Source organism: Gloeomargarita sp. SKYB120 (assembly GCA_025062155.1).
Lineage (GTDB): Bacteria > Cyanobacteriota > Cyanobacteriia > Gloeomargaritales > Gloeomargaritaceae > Gloeomargarita.
Genome location: JANXAM010000007.1, coordinates 63,793 through 80,218 on the forward strand (window position 1 = coordinate 63,793; position 16,426 = coordinate 80,218).

Genomic DNA, 16,426 nt, shown 5'->3' on the forward strand with positions numbered 1-16,426 from the left:
CCTACGCCTGCAACCAAGGCGTCAACACCAGCGCAACCATCACACCTAGCAGACCGCCCGCTAATACCTGGGCCGGCGTATGTCCTAGGAGTTCGTGCAACCGGTTTTGGTCTTGAAACTCCTGGTGTTCGCGGCGCAGGGTGTCCACCATCTGGTTGAGCAAGCGAGCATGGCGACTGGCAGCCAAGCGGACCCCTGAGGCGTCGTACATAACAATCAGCGCTACGACGACAGCAATAGCAAATTCTGGCCCATTCCAACCCCAGGTCTGACCAACGGCCACAGCTAAAGCGGCCACTAGCGCTGCATGGGAACTAGGCATTCCCCCCGATTGAATCAGGGTTTTGGGGTGCCATTGCCGCTGCTGCACTAGGGCAATCAGGGATTTCGTAGCCTGCGCTAATCCACAGGCCAGGAGTGCTACCAGCAGTACCCCGTTCCACGCCGCCATGGCCGTTGCTCCCGCCTTTGCCTTCTATCTTAATGGGTGCGGGCGACGATGAAATCTGCAAGCGCTTGCAGAGGAATCGCCTTGTCTCCCCAGGGGTCTAACCGGTTTTTGGCTTCATAAACCAGTTGTTCGGCTTGGCGACGGGATTCTTCCAGGCCCCACAGGCTGGGATAGGTCACTTTGCGAGCTTTTTGGTCTTTGCCAGTGGTTTTCCCCAGTTCTTCGGTAGTGCCGGTGATGTCCAAAATATCGTCCACAATTTGAAACGCTAAACCAATCTTCTGGGCGTAGTCGGTTAGCGCATCAATGAGATCTTGCCCAGCGCCGGCTAAAATTGCGCCGGAGACCACTGAAATTTCCAACAACGCGCCGGTTTTATGGGTGTGGATAAAATGCAGGGTTTCCAAGCTCACATCGGTTTTGCCTTCCGACTCCAAATCTACGACTTGGCCCCCAACTAGCCCAGTTGCCGCGACCGCATGGCCCAACCGCGCTACGACCTCTAACACGGCTTCGGCGGGCACTCCCCGCGTCTGTCGTACGAGCCACTCAAACGCATAGGCCAGCAATCCATCCCCCGAGAGAATGGCGATGGCTTCCCCGTAGATTTTGTGGTTGGTCAAGCGGCCCCGCCGGTAGTCGTCGTTATCCATCGCTGGCAGGTCGTCGTGGATCAGGGACATGGTGTGAACCATCTCCAGCGCACAGGCAGTCGGCATGGCCATTTCCACCGTGCCCCCCGCCAATTCACAACTGGCAAGACACAGGATGGGACGCAACCGTTTGCCGCTCCCCAGTAGCGAGTAGCGCATCGCCTCGTAAATCCGTTCGGGGTAACGCACGGGTATGGCCGCCGACAACGCTTCTTCAATCCACTGTTGCCGCTCCTTCAAGTACGCCGATAGGTCAAATTCGGCACGCTTGGCACTCACACCCGTCGCTTGACTCATAACCAACCCACAACGTTTGCCCTGATCGTAACTGATGAAGGGGGCGCTGGACTAGGAGGACATCATTAGGCAACAACGGTCACCTGATGGAAGCTGTCAAGCTCCATCAACTCTTCTATGTCCTGCTCAATATCGCGGCAAATGTAATCTAGCGGCAGGTCGTTAGGGTCAGTTCCGAAAGGATTCTCGATTTCAAGGGCAATTTCTTCTATGCCCAGTACCACAAACGCTGCAATGGCCGTCGCTGGGATCACTCCCCAACCGAGTTGGGATACTAGCCGAAACGGAAAGGACAAGCAGTATAGGATGAGGATGTGGCGTAAATGCACTGAGTATGCCAAAGGTTGTGGAGTGCTGAGAATACGCTCGCAAACGCCGGTGACATCGACTAACTCTGACAATAATCGCTCCAGGCTAGTGAACTGGTGAGGGGTCAAGCGCTGTTGCTGAAACTGCCAGCGCAGGTAGTCACTAATCCAGAAGGCAATGGTTAAAGGTTGGTGTTTCGTGTTGCTCAGCAGGACTAACCGGTCACGGCTAACCCACTTGCGCAGCTCCTGCAACGCCGATTGTCCTCGTAAGTGCTTTTTCAAAGCAATAGTGTAGGCAACAACCAAACGTAATACTTCTTCCTTCTTCAGCCGGTCAAGGGACGTCTGTTCATCCACCATGATGAGTAATTGTCGCGCCAGGTTCCGTGACGCATTGACTACGGTTCCCCAGGCTTTGCGTCCTTCCCAAAACCGGTCGTAGGCTGTGTTCGTACGGAAGATTAACAGTGACCCCACTACTACCTCTGTCGCTAAGGTCGCCAGGTGAAAGGGGGGTAGTTTAAAAATATAGGTATGAATTAGGACAACGACCCAGGCCAGAAGGCTGTAGAAGAGAACCCGTGGCAAGACATTCGGCAACACCGAACCGCGCCACGTGAAGACTAAATCCGCCGAATTTCTGCGCCGAACCATAGGACAGGTGAATCACTACATCTACCTAACTCCTTAGCTTATTTCCTAGTTCGGAGGTCATTGGGTGACGGTTGACTGGGTTGGGGTGTGATACGACGCAATACCAGCGCGTTGTGGATACGGCCACCGTTGACCAGCACTTGACCCCCCAGCACCAAGCCGGTGGAACTGCCGCCGTCTAAATTCAACGCCGAGACTGCCCCCAGTTCTTGCAAAATGCGCGTCCATTCTGTCAAGGTGGGACCTTGTTGCGCCTGCTCGCTGCCGCTAACCGTCACCCACAACCACCGGCCCTGGCGATTCACGGCTAAGCCACTGCGGGGCGCTCTTTGCCGGATGAAAAAGGGTTGAAATTGTTCCTGTTCAGCATTGAGCACCACCTGTCCCCGCTGGAGTAACAACGGCCCGGCTCCTAGGGCGTGGGGATAGTTTTGCAAGAGGGAGGGCGTCAATTGCTGGCGCAGTTGCACCGTCGCACCTGCAGGAAACTGTCGGTCTAACCCATTCAGGCCCCGTCCCACCAGCAGGTAACCATTCAAGGGGATAGGAATCAGCTCGCCGGTGACCACACCCACCACCCGGTCTTGTTCGATGCGAATCACTGTTTCGTTGGGCGTGAGCGGCGTGTAGTAAGCGCCCCAGTGAGCCGTGTACCGCGCGACACCCCGCTGCACAAAGCCAGAGTTGAGCGCTTGTAACACCAATGGCGTTTCTTGATTGACCCGTACCTGTTCCTGGAGTTGCGCCCGGCCAAACACCATCTGTCCCCGGTCGTTCCAAGCCGCTATCCCCCGCTGCAGGATGGGACTGCTGTACCATTGCCCTTCGACCCGGATGGCTCCTAGGGGTAACTGGGTCTGCCGGTTGAAAAATCCCCCGTTGATGGCGGCGACGCCCTGCGCCTGTTGAACCAAAGCCGGTAATGCCGCGAGTCCCGGTTGCCCCTGTGTGCTATCCCACACCGGTCGCATGGTGTACTGCTGGGGGTCAATTTCTAGCCAGGTGACGGGAAAGCCCTGCACTTGCCCCTGTCGCCACCGCAAGCCACTGGCCCACTGGATGTCGAGGTTCTCTGGGGTGCGGGGTTCAATCACCACACGGGGCGGGTCTGGCAAGGTCGTCGCCTGCATCGGCTGGTCAAAGGTCAAAACGGTGGCGCGGTCGCTGAACTGCACATCGGCAACTTGCTGGCGCAATTCACTCCGACCGGGCGCTAAAATCCGCACAACCGTCCGTTGCCCCAACGTCTGCACTTGGTAGGGAACCGGTCTATCCACATCCACTACCGTGCGACGGGCGCTCTGGCGAATGCCTTGAATTTGGGCTACTGGCGCAGTGATGGTCAGTTGATTGCCCTGCACCTGCACTTGCCAACCGACGGCGGCGAACAAGTCCGTCACATCCAGGTAGCGCCGCGTGAATTGGGGATGCCAGGACACCGCCAAGTTTTGTACGGGACTGAACCAGACCACCGCCTGTTCCTGGGGACGGCGATTGGACCGCAGGCGCATCCCCAACCGCTGGGTCAAATCCTGGTCGCTGATGGCGAAACGCAGCCGTCCTTGGGCATCCCGCCATTGTCGCCACGCTCCCACCCAGGTTTCCCCATTCCAGCTCAGCCGTTGTTCCAGCGGCGCGGGTTGGGGAACCGGTAACGGTACTTGCGCCCACATCACTACTCTTCCAAGTTCGCTACAGGAGATGATGTTACGGACGCGCTAGAAGTTGCCCATCACACCAATCTAGGACCCGATGCCAGGCCCACCAAGGGTCCGGGTCGTTTGCCAGCCATTGCCCTAGCCAACTGCTGTAGTAGCCCACATGACCGCCATCGTCCGTCAGCACCAGGTCCAGCGCTGGATTGGCAGCCGCCGCCTGTTCCAACTCAGGCAGAATCTCCGGCGCAAACAACGGGTCATCCCGGCTGTAGAGCACGAGCGTAGGGATGGTCAATTGGTCGAGAAACTGCAGGGGACTGCTAGCGGCGTAGTAATCAGCAACCGTTTGGAACCCCAGGCGCGGGACCACCAACTCCTGGTCAAACGTCCAAATGCTAGTGATGCGGTCAATTGCCTGGCGGCTGATGGCCTGGGGATGGGCTTGGTGCAATCGCAGCGCCTTGCGTTTCAGTTCCTGGGTAAGCAACTGTTCCACCAAGCGTCCTAGGGGCTGTTGTCTCAAGTGCTGCAACGAGCGGTGTGCATCCAGATTGGGGCAAACGGCGACAATTCCCCCGATGGATTCCCTTGGCAAGGGACGGCTTGCTTGCATCGCCGCCCAGCCCGCCCATAGGGCCAGTTGCCCCCCTAGCGAGTAACCCACAAACCAGTAGGGCGGTGGACAACCCAGACCTTGGGCCGCGGTGGCCAACGCCAGAAAGTCATACCCTTCCTGAAGGCCATCCGACGGCAAAGCGGGCGACAGCCATCCCGTTTTCCCCTGTCCCCGGCTATCGAACAACAGCACGGCATACCCCCGTTGCACAGCGCGATAGGCCAGCCAGTGCAAAAAACCCGGTTGACGCAAATCCCCAATCATGCCGTAGGTGGCAACCAGCGTTCCCTTCGCCTGGGTTGGCTTTGCCCACAGACCAAACAGCGGTACACCCCCATCGCCCGTAAACACGTGTTCCCGGTAGGCAAGTCGGGGCGTGAGCCATCCTGACGCTAGGGCTGTGAAAATCGTCATGGCCCAGCCATCGCGCAGCCACCAGGGCGGAATAAACATAGGCGCTTTCCAGCTTCCCTTGCCCATAAAATGAGTGGGGGAACCGCGTATTTCGATACGATGCCCCGATTATCCGTCAAATTGCAGGACTGGTTAAGGCAACCCGACCCCCCTGCCGCCATTACGGTACGGGACATCCTGGCCTACACCGGCGAAAGTTCGTGGGGCATGTTATTTGCCATCCTCTCGTTTCCGTCAGCGCTGCCCCTACCAGCGCCCGGCTATTCCACTCCCTTCGGCGCGTTGATTCTCATCTTAGCTGTGCAGTGGCTGGCAGGGCGGACGATTCCCTGGCTCCCCCCCTGGCTATTGCGCCGGCAAATCACCTGGCACAACTGGACCCGCTGGGTTGAGACCGGCATCCCCTGGTTGCAGCGCTTAGAACGCCTGACCTGTCCTCGCTGGGGCGTCATCCCTAAACGCGGTCATTGGGTGTTGGGGTGGCTTGTTGCTCTGATGGGCGTGTCCATGATTATTCCTTTGCCCGGCACTAATACGATTCCAGCGATGGGCATTTTCTGTATCGGGCTAGGCCTTATTGAAGGCGATGGCGTGTTTTGTCTGGTTGGCTCGCTGATTTCTCTAATTGGCGGCGCTATCACCACGTCAATCCTGTACGCCCTGTGGTTTGGGGGCAGCAATCTCATCGAATGGGTGAAATCCCTGATAGCCCGCTAGGGTTGGGGCTTCGCTTGGGGGCAGGTCAAGTTCTGGAAATCACAGGAATAAATCGCCGGTTCTTGCCAGCTCAGGGGAATTTCCAGTAAATCGCGCGTCCCGGTCAACCCCTGGCCGATAAATAGCAGCAACGCCAAGCAATTCAATGTCACATGAATCTTGCGCCAGGTATTCGTCCGGTCTTGATAAATATCCGGCAAGATGGCTAGGGAGAAAATCATCAACAACGCCGCCGTCAACCCGTAGTAATAGTGGGACACCCACCATTCAAACCCGCGTCGCCACACGCCGTCTTGCGCACCTAAAACCACCAATCCCACTCCCGTTAACGTAGCAAACACCGCCCGCCAGACCCGTTTTTGGGCATGATAAAGCGCTACGAAGGCCGCCACTGTAGCAATGAAAAACAGCCCGATTAAAATCACTTGGGTTGGGTTTTTCGTCCAGATGTTGTTCTTAACAATGTGGCGGCCAATGGGAATCATAATGCCGGCCAACGTGACGCCTACCACCGTTCCCGTCAACCACCGTCCCAACCGAGCGTGTTCCGGCCCTACCACTGGTGGAATTTTGCTTTCATGGCCCTGCTGGACTTGTCGGCGTCGTTGCCAGGTTTGCCAGGCCAAGTGGGTCACCATCCCCACCAAGGGAAATACCAGCACCACCGCCAGCGTGGGGTGGACAAGACGCAACCAGTCAAGGAGTTTCATAGGGTTCGAGCGACTGCAATACGCTGGTGCAAGACTTGGGGTTTACCCGCATTATATCCAGGGTTCAGGATGACTGACCTGCAGGGGAAGCGCTCTTGTATTCCCAGGTCACACTCAAGATCTGACGTCAACTCAGCCACCCCGCACGGATGTTATAGCTAAGCTGCTTTAGTTTGTCAGAAAGAGGAGAGGAAACCCAAAGGCGGGGCCGTGCTCCGGGACTCAAGGGCTGACAACCATAGATGGCTTAGCTATAATCCCATTTGCAACACCTGCAAAAGTGCTATGCTATCGAGCCACAGGTCAGGGAAAATCCGGCTTTTGAGTACGCCCTGGCTATCCGGTTCTTGCCGTTGATATTCACCTGCATCCAGGATGAACCAATCGCTCTCCTGGTCTAGGGTCCGCCAGACGATATAATCTTGAACTTAATTGCGGGCATAGGCCTGTTTTTTCTCGTACAAGTCAATTGCAGCACTGCTGGCGGCAATTTCGACCACGAACTCCGGCGCCCCTTCGATAAAATCATCGGCGCTAATTGTGGCTTGGCGACCAGGAACCAATAAAACCACATCGGGTTGCACTTCATTGCGCTCATCCAACCGCACTATAGGTTCAACGGCTAGAACGACACCAGGAGTTGCTACTTTGCTAGGTTCACAAGAGACTAACCATATGGCTGTGGGGTTCCCCACAGGGGCGACGCCATGTACACTACCCCTTCAATCAACTCGGCTTTGACGCTCAGCACCGCCGCATAACGCCGTTCAAACTCGCTACGGGAAAAGGTGGCACCCGCTCAACCCGCTGAGCAATTTGCACAACACTACCCGCAGATGGCATGGTCGCTCCCCTAAGCTAGCATAGGGCCGGTTAGGTCAAAGACCCCTTGCGTTGTGAACGACCAGGCTTCGCTATAGCTGCAAACGTCGCGGTAGAGCCTGTGCCCAGGTCTGGTGCAACAGCGTCACAGGCAGGTCTATCAGTCGCTGCGTCTCTGTCCGGATCACCAGCGCCTCACCGCCAATAACACCCCAAAAGCCCCATTCGTTGGGCAAGTGTTCCCGTAAGTAAGTCTCCCAAGCAGGCTGAGCGTCAGGTGCAATCGTCACCCAGATGCGACTCCCACCTTCTTCAAAGAAAAACTCATCCCACCGCACCGCAAGGGGTGGCTTGACCGTGATTTGGACGCCACAGCCACCGGCAATCGCCATTTCCGCTAGGGCGATGACAACGCCACCATCGCTCACATCGTGGGCCGCCGTTATCCACCCTTGGGCAATCCCGTGCCGACAGGCCGCCTGCACCCGTTTTTCCCGCGCCCAATCCACCGCCGGCGGGCGCCCCGTTACCAACCCGTGAATCGCCGCCAGGTACTCTGAACCACCTAAGCCGCCGGTTGCCTGGCCCCAGGGCACGCCCAGAAGGTAGAGATAATGACCAGGCACCCACTGCATCGTACAGCACCGGCGGATGTCGGCGACGCGCCCCACCATGCCCACCACCGGCGTCGGGTAAATCGCTTGCCCCTGGGTTTCGTTGTATAGGGAGACATTGCCTCCGGTTACGGGCGTCTCCAGTTCCCGGCAGGCCTGAGCCAACCCACGACACGCCAGCGCCAACTGCCAGTAAATCTCCGGCTTTTCCGGTGACCCAAAATTCAAATTGTCAGTGACAGCTAGGGGTTCGGCCCCCACACAGGACAGGTTCCGCGCCGCTTCCGCCACGATTGCCATAGCCCCCCGTTCGGGGTCGAGCCAGACCCATCGCCCGTTGCCGTCCATCGTCGCTGCGACTCCTAGGCGTCCTTGCACCCGGATCACGGCGGCATCGGCCATCCCCGGCAAGACCACTGTGTTGTTTTGCACCTGGTGGTCGTACTGGCGGTAAATCCAGCGCTTGCTCCCCAGGTTGGGCTGGTCTAGCAGGGCAAGCAGCACTGCATTCCAAGCGCGTCCGCCTATACCCTGCACCGTCGCCGCCGGCAAGGTTTCCGCCGACCAAGCCCAATGGCGTTGCACCGCAGGGGGTGGTTCGGGCAAGAGGTCCCGCTCGTAAACAGGCGTATCTATCGCCAGCGCCGCAGCAGGGACTTGGGCCACAAGTTCTCCCTGATAAAAAACCTGTACGTCGGGCGTTGCGATTACTTCACCCACCACCGCCGCCGTCAGTCCCCAGCGCCGAAAGATAGGCAAAACGTCTGCTTCCCGGCCTCGCTCCACCACCAGCAGCATGCGCTCCTGGGACTCCGACAGCATCAGCTCCCAGGGTTGCATCCCCGTCTCCCGCACGGGTACCGCGTCCAGGTTGAGACGAATCCCAACCTTGCCCTTGGCTGCCATTTCTGCCGTGGCACAGGTCAATCCCGCTGCCCCCAGGTCCTGGCAGGCCACCACCGCTCCCGTGGCAAAGGCCTCCAAACAGGCTTCGATCAGGCATTTTTCTAAAAAGGGGTCGCCCACCTGTACTGCCGGTCGCTGCGCTTGCGTGTCTTCCCCCAGTTCAGCGCTGGCAAAACTAGCTCCGCCAATCCCATCCCGTCCAGTCGTCGCACCGACGTACACCACCGGATTGCCAATGCCCTGCGCTGCCGACGGCATGACCTGAGGTTGATGCAAAACCCCCAACGCCATGACGTTGACCAGCGGATTGTCCCGATAGACAGGGTCCACATACAGCTCACCTCCTACCGTCGGTACGCCGACGCAATTGCCGTAGTGACTGATGCCCGCCACCACACCGGTCAGCAAGGCTCGACTGCGGGGCTCCTCCAACGGGCCAAACCGCAGGGAGTTGAGCAGGGCGATTGGCCGCGCCCCCAGCGTAAAAATATCTCGCAGAATGCCGCCTACGCCCGTCGCTGCGCCCTGGAAGGGTTCCACCGCCGAGGGATGGTTATGGGACTCTACCTTGAAGGCCAGGTACACACCCCCCACGTCCACCACGCCGGCATTTTCGCCTGGCCCAACCACAACGTGCGGCCCTTGCGTGGGAAACTGCCGCAACAGGGGTTTGGAATTTTTATAGCAACAGTGCTCCGACCACATGACCCCGAACATCCCCCGCTCCAGGGGGTTGGGCGCCCGGCCCAATTTTGCACACACCAGGGCGTATTCCTGGGGCGTCAGCTCCGTCATGGCGTTTCCCGGTGATACACCCGCCCCCGGTAGGTGTAGGTTTGGGAGACGTCCTTGCCTGGGGTATCCAGGGCACCGGTTTCGTAGGTGCGTCCTCGGTAGCGGAACTGGCCCGTCAATTCCACCGACTGGACCACCCGCTCCGCAGGCCGGTACGCCTGCCCTCGGTAGCTCATCAACCGCTCGACCGGCTGGGGTGCATCGTCGGCGCTTTCATCAGTACAAAAGCGGTACAGGACATAGCCATCCTGAAAGGACTGGTCGTCGGTGACGGCGCGAATCAGGTTGCGGGCCACCAGCGTTTGTCCCACTTGAATCGCCTGCTGCCGTGCCAGGCCCCGCTGGGTCATCAGCTCCGACCCGGCAAAACAACGCGGATAGATGCGCAGGAAGTAGCGCCGGTCGCGGAGTTCTAATCCCCCTTCGCCCTGCAGTTGCTCGAGGAGAGCCGCCTCGTCGAATTCAGGTAGGGTGAGCGTGCTGGTTGCCGCAAACGCCTCCATATCTCGCAGGACCGTTGTGGCATCGGGGTAGCGCTCCTGCAGGTTCGGGCACAACATCCGGTCGAGGATGCGGGCCAACCCATCGCCGACCGTGGTGAACCCTCGCCATTGCCACCGCAGCTGCGCTGGGTCAATCAGTTGCGGGGGCGAACAGCCCGTCAGTAACACCACGCAGGTCACCCCGAGGGCATAAATATCAGAAGCGGGCGTTGCCTGGAACCCGTACATCTGCTCCGGCGGCGCATAAATCAGGCTGCCAATGGTGGTCAGGTCGGCCTGGGAGTCGTGTAGCGGTCCCTGCACCACTTGCTTCACCGCGCCGAAATCCAGCAGGTACAGCGTGCCGTTTTCGTGGCGCATGATGTTGGCTGGTTTGATGTCCCGATGCACCACCCCTTGGCTGTGAATAAATGTCAAAATCCCCAGCAGCGACCGTAGGATGTCCGTCACCTCCGGTTCGCTCAACCGGCCTTGGCGCTGTAACACCCTGTGCAAATCCTCCCCCGGAATATACTCCTGCACCAAGTAGAAATACTCCTCGTCGTACTGACCGTTGGCCGACTGCACCGTTAGATCAAAGGAAGCAAACAGGTAGGGGATTTGCGGGTGAGTGCCCAGCGCCTCCAACACCTCCGCCTCCCGGTGAAAAAGCCGCTGGGCGGTGACCAGCTCTTCAGGGCTAAAGCGGGCCGTCCGCAACTGTTTCACCACGCACAGGCGCTGCGCCGGTGTGTATAGATCCCGTGCCAGGTAGGTCCGGCCAAAGCCTCCCTGGGCCAGCAGTCGTTGCGGTACGTAGCGTCCCAACAGCACCAGGGGCATCCCGCAGGTTGGACAGGGCAATTCCAACAGCGCTTCGCGGCTAACAGCATGCAACGTGTGCTGGGGTTGCGGGCACACCGGACGCGTGCAAAAAGCGTCTATAGAAGTCACAGGCTTACCCCTGGCAATCGCCTTCATTATAGCTAGATGCTCAGGGCGGCGCAGGCGAAACCCCCACCACCCGCGCCCGCAAGGTGTCCAGGTCGGGAAAGGGCTGGCCGGTTTGCTGGTACTGGGCCGCTTCTTCGGGATAAAGCCAGGCGAAGGCTTGGCGGGCCATTTGTTCAGGACTGAGGCGGGGCTGAGCGTACAAACCCGCCTGGAGACGCTGGCGCTGGGCCTCAAACAGAATCACCGCTGTCGCCACGGACACGTTCAACGACGGCACCATCCCCAGCATCGGAATCTGGATGTGGTGGTCGGCCAGGGCTGCCGCTGTCTCGCTCACTCCCGATTTTTCATTGCCGACAATAATGCCTGTCGGTCGCGTGTAGTCCACCTCCCGGTAGTCCAGCGCTGTTGAGGAGAGATGGGCCGCCAGCAGTTGCAGGTTTTGGGCGCGCAGATGAGCAATGGCCGCCTCCAGCGTGGGATGCACCACCAGTTCCACCCACTTGTCCGCGCTGGCGCTGGTTTCGCTGTAGGTCGGCACGCCGCCGGTGGGGTTCACAGCATGGACGCAACCAATGCCCACCGCATCGCAACTGCGCAAGATAGCACTTAAGTTGTGGGGTTTATGGACCGCCTCCGCCAGCACCGTCAAATCCGGTTGCCGCCGGCTCAGCACCTGCAAAATCCGTTGCCAACGACGCTCGGTCATCGGGTTCTATTCTAGGCTTTACACTGGAGAAAAGACGGGAGACCCCAGCCGTGTTCACCACTTACGCAGGGAAAGCGAAAGTTCTCACCCCTACTGACCGTCCCGGCGTGCTGCGGATGCACTTCAAAGACGACGCCACCGCCTTCAACGCCCAGAAAAAGGGCCAGATTCGCGGCAAGGGGGAGGTCAACTGCACCATCAGCAGCTACCTGTTCCAATTCCTGGAACGGCGGGGCGTCCCCACCCATTTCCTGGCCCAGGTCGCGCCGGACGTGATGGAGGTCCAGGCGTTGCAGATGTTTCTCCTGGAGGTGGTGGTGCGCAATCGGGCGGCGGGCAGCTTGTGTCGCGAAACGGGATTGCCCCTGGGCCTGGAATTGCACCCCCCCCTGGTGGAGTTCTACTACAAAAACGACGCGCTGGGCGACCCCCTGTTGACTCCGGACCGGCTGCAGTTGCTCCAACTAGCGACGCCGGCGCAGGTACAGACCATCACCCACCTAGCGGAACAGGTCAACACCCATTTACGTCCCTTTTTTGCGGAATGCGGCATCTTGCTGGTAGACTTCAAACTGGAGTTCGGTCAAGACGGGCAAGGGCGAATCCTTCTGGCCGATGAGATCAGCCCAGATACCTGTCGCCTCTGGTTGGCGGACGAAACCGACCCAGCGCGGCGCGTACTGGACAAAGACCGCTTCCGCTACGACCTAGGGGAAGTGGAACCGGCGTACCGGCTAGTGCTGGAGCGGGTCACGCAGCAGGTGCTCCATGGATAAACGCTCCGTTGTGGTGTGGTGGGATATGCGCTCCGACATGCTGACAGCAATCCTGGCGACGGTACTGGTGACGATGCTTCCCCTGGCGGCCAGGGCGGAAACAACCGTGCAGCAGCCCCAGCGTGTCGGCTCCATGGCCCAAGCCCAACCGGCGGAACCTGAGCCTCGGGTTCTCGTTGCAGAGGTTTTGGTGGAGGGAGCGCAAGGTGAACTGCTGGATGCCGTCTATGGCGCGATTCGCACCCGCCCCGGTTTTACCACCACCCGCAGCCAGTTGCAACGGGATATTGACGCCATCTTTGCCACTGGTTGGTTCCAGAGCGTGCAGGCCACGCCAGAGGACACACCGCTGGGGGTGCGGATCCGGTTCGTGGTGCAGCCCAACCCCGTGCTCCGGCGGGTGAATCTGGTAGGGACCAAGGTCTTGCCCCCGCAGGTGGTGGACGAGGTCTTCACGCCCCTGTACGGGGAAGTGTTAAATTTTCGCAGTTTGCAGCAGGGGGTGCAGCGCCTCAACGAGTGGTACAAGAAAAACGGCTACCCGCTGGGACAGGTCATCGGCACCCCCAAGGTGGACGAGCAGGGCGTGGTGACGCTCGAGGTGGCCGAAGGGGTGATTGCCGATATCCGCATCCGCTACCTGAACGCCAAGGATGAGGAGGTCAAGGGCAAAACCAAACCCTACGTCATCCTACGCGAGCTGCAGCAAAAACCCGGCGACGTGTTCAACGAAAAAAAGGCCCAGCAGGACCTGCGCACGCTGTTTGGGCTGGGGATTTTTGAGGACGTGCGCTTGAATTTGGAACCCGCCGAGGCCGACCCCCGCAAGGCCGTCATCGTGCTGACTGTCGTGGAAGCCCGGACGGGGGCCATTAATTTTGGGGCCGGCTACAGTACCGCCACCGGCTTTTTCGGTTCGCTGGGCTATTCCGAGCGAAATCTCGGCGGGCGGCTCCAGTCCCTGACCGTCAATATCCAGGGCGGGGAGCGGGATATTTTGTTTGATGTGAATTTTCGAGACCCGTGGCTGGCCTTTGACCCTGGGCGGTTGTCCCTGGCAGCCAGTGCGTTTAACCGGCGGTCGTTTTCCTACATCTTTAGCGGTGGGGAGACGCCGGTGGATTTGCCCAACGGGGACACTCCCCGGATCAACCGGTTGGGGGCAATTATTGATTTCAGTCGCCCGTTTCCAGGAAATTGGCGGGGCACGGTCGGGCTGAGCTACCAGCGGGTGTCCATTGTGGATGGAGATAACCGGATCTCGCCGGTGGATGCATTGGGGAACTTCCTGGCGGCCAGCCGCAGTGGGATTGACGACCTGTTGCAGGTGAATTTAGGGGCGACCAAGGACGAGCGGGACAATCCGACCGACCCAACGCGGGGGTGGGTTCTCCGTTTGGGCTACAGCCAGGCCCTTCCGGTCGGCTCGGGCAGCATTTCCCAAAGTCGCCTGCGGGCCAGCTATAGCCATTACTTCCCGGTGAAACTGTTGCAGTTCCGGCCGGACCAGCCAGAAGTGTTGGCGTTCAACGTCCAAGCTGGAACTATCCTAGGCCGGATGGCGCCCTACGAGGCTTTCAGCTTGGGCGGAACCGACTCCGTGCGCGGCTGGGGTGAAGGTGAACTCGGGACGGGCCGCAGTTTCCTTCAGGCCACAGCGGAGTATCGTTTCCCCATCTTCAACATCGTGCGCGGGGCCTTGTTTGTGGATTACGGGACGACGCTGGGGAGTCAAGATGACGTGCCAGGCAACCCAGGCGGGATTCGCGGTAAACCAGGTCAAGGGCTGGGTTATGGAATTGGCATCCGGCTAGCAGCCCCCTTCCTAGGCAACTTGCGGATTGATTTCGGTTGGAACGACCGGGGCGGCAACCAAATTACCTTTGGGGTCGGGGAACGCTTTTGATGATGGGACAGGTGACCCTCGCGGGCGTTGGGTTGCACACGGGACAGGTCACTGCGGTCACCCTAGAACCGGCACCGCCAGGGACAGGGCGGGTGTTTTACCGGGAGAACCGTCCAATGCTGGCCCATGTTCATGCTGTACAACCCAGTGCGCTCTGCACGACCTTGGCCCAAGGGATGGACAAAATCCATACAGTAGAACATCTGCTGGCCGCCCTGGTGGGGTTGGGAATTGACGATGTGGCGATTCACGTGACGGGCGACGAAATCCCCCTGCTCGACGGCTCGGCGCAACCCTGGGTGGAGCAGTTGCAGAGCTGGGGAACGGGCCAACCGACCGTCAGGGGAATGATTAGAGAACCTGTTGTGGTGGTCGAGGGGGACCGATTTGTGGCGGCTCTGCCCTCGGAACAGTTGTTATTCACCTGTGGGATTGATTTTCCCGACTACCCGGCCATTGGCCGGCAGTGGGTGACGTGGGTTCCGGCTCAAGAACCCTTTGCGACGGCGATTGCACCAGCGCGGACGTTTGGCTTAGCTGATCAAGTCGCGCACTGGCGGGCGCAGGGATTGATTCGCGGCGGCAGTTTGGCCAATGCGCTGGTGTGCGACCGCAAGCGGGGTTGGCTGAATCCTCCCCTGCGGTTTCCCGACGAACCCGCCCGCCACAAACTGCTGGACTTTTTGGGGGATTTGGCGTTGCTGGGAACCTTACCGCGTGGTCATTACCTGGCTTACAAAGCGGGGCATCGCCTGCACCTCCAACTGGCGGCTAAGCTGTGGACGACAGGACAAACGCCCAGTACAATGGAGCGGTGTGGGTCCCTGTCAGCTACCCCATGAGTCCGGTCAATAGGAATTCCCATAACCAATCCCATGAGCGGAGCGTTGCCATCTGATGCGAGTTTTCCGGCGGAGGTGAGTGCGCGTATCTGCCGCCATATGAACAGGGACCACCCTGATGCCGTCCTGCTCTACGCCCAAGGGTTGGCGGGCATGGTGGGAGCAACAGCGGCGACGATGGAAGCGATCGATTGCAGGGGGATGGACTTGCAGGTGTGGGAAGGCGATACCCCCAAGGCCATTCGGATTGAATTTCCTGAGCCTTTGAGCGGCCCGAAGGCGGCCCATCACTGTCTGGTGCAACTGGTAGAACAGGCGCGGCAACGGTTGGCTTCCCAATGAATTGGGCACGTTGGCGGACATGGCTAGCGCAGACAGTCCCGACCCTGGCGTTGGCGGTAGGTCTAGCTCTGCTGCTGCGGTGGGGTGTGGCGGAACCCCGCTATATCCCATCAGGTTCGATGTTGCCCACGTTGCAGTTGGGGGACCGGCTGGTCGTCGAAAAGATCTCCCATTTTTGGCGGGATTGGCAACGGGGGGATATCGTGGTGTTTTCACCGCCGCCGGCATTACTGCTCCAGGGTTATCGTCCGGATGATGTACTGATCAAACGGGTGGTGGCTCTGCCGGGAGAGACAGTGGAAATCCGCCAGGGACAGGTGTGGGTCAATGGGGTGCCGCTGGAAGAACCCTACGTTGCGCAAGCGCCGAATTACGATTGGGGGCCGGCGGTGGTGCCAGAGGGTTATTTGTTTGTACTGGGGGACAATCGCAACGCCAGCAATGATTCCCATGTGTGGGGTTTTCTGGACCAGCGGTTGATTCGCGGGCGCGCGTGGGTGCGGTTTTGGCCCTGGCCGCTACAGGTCTATGCAAAGTTTCCTGGGAGCGGAGAAGTACGGCATATATCAAGACTTGTGTAAGACTTGTGCAGTACGGCTAAAAACATTCAGTCTGACGTAGAATAAGGCTGATGGGTTACGGAGCAATGTCTGTGCCTTACAGCACGGATCTGCGTCAGAAAGCCATTGAAGCGGTCGTAGGGAGTGCAAAACTAGTCGAAGTGAGATATCGCACGTTACTCTGAAACCGGTGATTGTTTACCAAAAGGGGCATAGTCATAAATTTCGCAAGTTTGT

General features: G+C 59.2%; 16 protein-coding genes. 6 read left to right on the forward strand and 10 right to left on the reverse strand.

The window, feature by feature from the left end:
* Position 1 precedes the first annotated feature (1 nt).
* The 5 genes from NZ705_04410 to NZ705_04430 all read right to left on the reverse strand — a co-directional run bounded on the left by NZ705_04410 (position 2) and on the right by NZ705_04430 (position 5,093).
* Entirely contained in the window at positions 2-451 is a 450-nt protein-coding gene (locus tag NZ705_04410; GenBank protein MCS7292201.1) for a divergent PAP2 family protein, read from the reverse strand.
* Positions 452-480: 29 nt separating this feature from the next.
* Positions 481-1,401: a polyprenyl synthetase family protein gene (locus NZ705_04415; GenBank protein ID MCS7292202.1), complete on the reverse strand. Its 921-nt coding sequence runs from the start codon at positions 1,399-1,401 to the stop codon at positions 481-483.
* A 65-nt stretch (positions 1,402-1,466) separates the two neighbouring features.
* A complete protein-coding gene (locus tag NZ705_04420) occupies positions 1,467-2,366 on the reverse strand; it encodes a hypothetical protein (GenBank protein ID MCS7292203.1) in 900 nt (299 codons plus the stop codon).
* Positions 2,367-2,404: 38 nt separating this feature from the next.
* Positions 2,405-4,039, reverse strand: coding sequence for a phosphodiester glycosidase family protein (locus tag NZ705_04425; GenBank protein ID MCS7292204.1), 1,635 nt, complete (start codon positions 4,037-4,039; stop codon positions 2,405-2,407).
* 34 nt (positions 4,040-4,073) lie between these two features.
* Positions 4,074-5,093 carry an alpha/beta fold hydrolase gene (locus NZ705_04430; protein ID MCS7292205.1) on the reverse strand — a complete coding sequence of 340 codons (1,020 nt, stop codon included), beginning with the start codon at positions 5,091-5,093 and terminating at the stop codon, positions 4,074-4,076.
* A 60-nt stretch (positions 5,094-5,153) separates the two neighbouring features.
* Between NZ705_04430 and NZ705_04435 the strand changes: the two genes are divergently transcribed.
* Positions 5,154-5,771, forward strand: coding sequence for an exopolysaccharide biosynthesis protein (locus NZ705_04435; protein ID MCS7292206.1), 618 nt, complete (start codon positions 5,154-5,156; stop codon positions 5,769-5,771).
* Here the strand turns inward: NZ705_04435 and NZ705_04440 are convergent.
* The 5 genes from NZ705_04440 to trmH form a co-directional block, all read right to left on the reverse strand.
* Entirely contained in the window at positions 5,768-6,481 is a 714-nt protein-coding gene (locus NZ705_04440; protein MCS7292207.1) for a DUF4079 domain-containing protein, read from the reverse strand. The genes NZ705_04435 and NZ705_04440 overlap by 4 nt on opposite strands.
* 428 nt (positions 6,482-6,909) lie before the next feature.
* Positions 6,910-7,176: a Uma2 family endonuclease gene (locus NZ705_04445; protein MCS7292208.1), complete on the reverse strand. Its 267-nt coding sequence runs from the start codon at positions 7,174-7,176 to the stop codon at positions 6,910-6,912.
* A gap of 219 nt (positions 7,177-7,395) precedes the next feature.
* Positions 7,396-9,618, reverse strand: coding sequence for a phosphoribosylformylglycinamidine synthase subunit PurL (gene purL, locus NZ705_04450; protein MCS7292209.1), 2,223 nt, complete (start codon positions 9,616-9,618; stop codon positions 7,396-7,398).
* A complete protein-coding gene (locus NZ705_04455) occupies positions 9,615-11,054 on the reverse strand; it encodes a protein kinase (protein MCS7292210.1) in 1,440 nt (479 codons plus the stop codon). Before NZ705_04455 ends, purL begins: the two co-directional genes overlap by 4 nt.
* A gap of 40 nt (positions 11,055-11,094) precedes the next feature.
* Positions 11,095-11,763: a tRNA (guanosine(18)-2'-O)-methyltransferase TrmH gene (trmH, locus tag NZ705_04460; GenBank protein MCS7292211.1), complete on the reverse strand. Its 669-nt coding sequence runs from the start codon at positions 11,761-11,763 to the stop codon at positions 11,095-11,097.
* A gap of 50 nt (positions 11,764-11,813) precedes the next feature.
* Here trmH and NZ705_04465 point away from each other — a divergent pair, with 50 nt between their 5' ends.
* The 5 genes from NZ705_04465 to lepB are packed head-to-tail and all read left to right on the forward strand — an operon-like array spanning position 11,814 to position 16,210.
* Positions 11,814-12,539: a phosphoribosylaminoimidazolesuccinocarboxamide synthase gene (locus NZ705_04465; GenBank protein MCS7292212.1), complete on the forward strand. Its 726-nt coding sequence runs from the start codon at positions 11,814-11,816 to the stop codon at positions 12,537-12,539.
* Complete coding sequence (locus NZ705_04470; GenBank protein MCS7292213.1) at positions 12,532-14,445, forward strand: BamA/TamA family outer membrane protein; 1,914 nt, start codon at positions 12,532-12,534, stop codon at positions 14,443-14,445. The genes NZ705_04465 and NZ705_04470 overlap by 8 nt, the downstream gene beginning before the upstream one ends.
* Positions 14,445-15,287, forward strand: a complete 843-nt coding sequence (gene lpxC / locus NZ705_04475) for a UDP-3-O-acyl-N-acetylglucosamine deacetylase (GenBank protein MCS7292214.1) — start codon at positions 14,445-14,447, stop codon at positions 15,285-15,287. The genes NZ705_04470 and lpxC overlap by 1 nt, the downstream gene beginning before the upstream one ends.
* Before the next feature lie 33 nt (positions 15,288-15,320).
* The gene (locus NZ705_04480) at positions 15,321-15,629 is read left to right on the forward strand and encodes a DUF2470 domain-containing protein (GenBank protein ID MCS7292215.1); all 309 of its coding nucleotides are present in this window, start codon (positions 15,321-15,323) and stop codon (positions 15,627-15,629) included.
* Positions 15,626-16,210, forward strand: a complete 585-nt coding sequence (lepB, locus tag NZ705_04485) for a signal peptidase I (protein ID MCS7292216.1) — start codon at positions 15,626-15,628, stop codon at positions 16,208-16,210. Before NZ705_04480 ends, lepB begins: the two co-directional genes overlap by 4 nt.
* Positions 16,211-16,426: the final 216 nt, after the last annotated feature.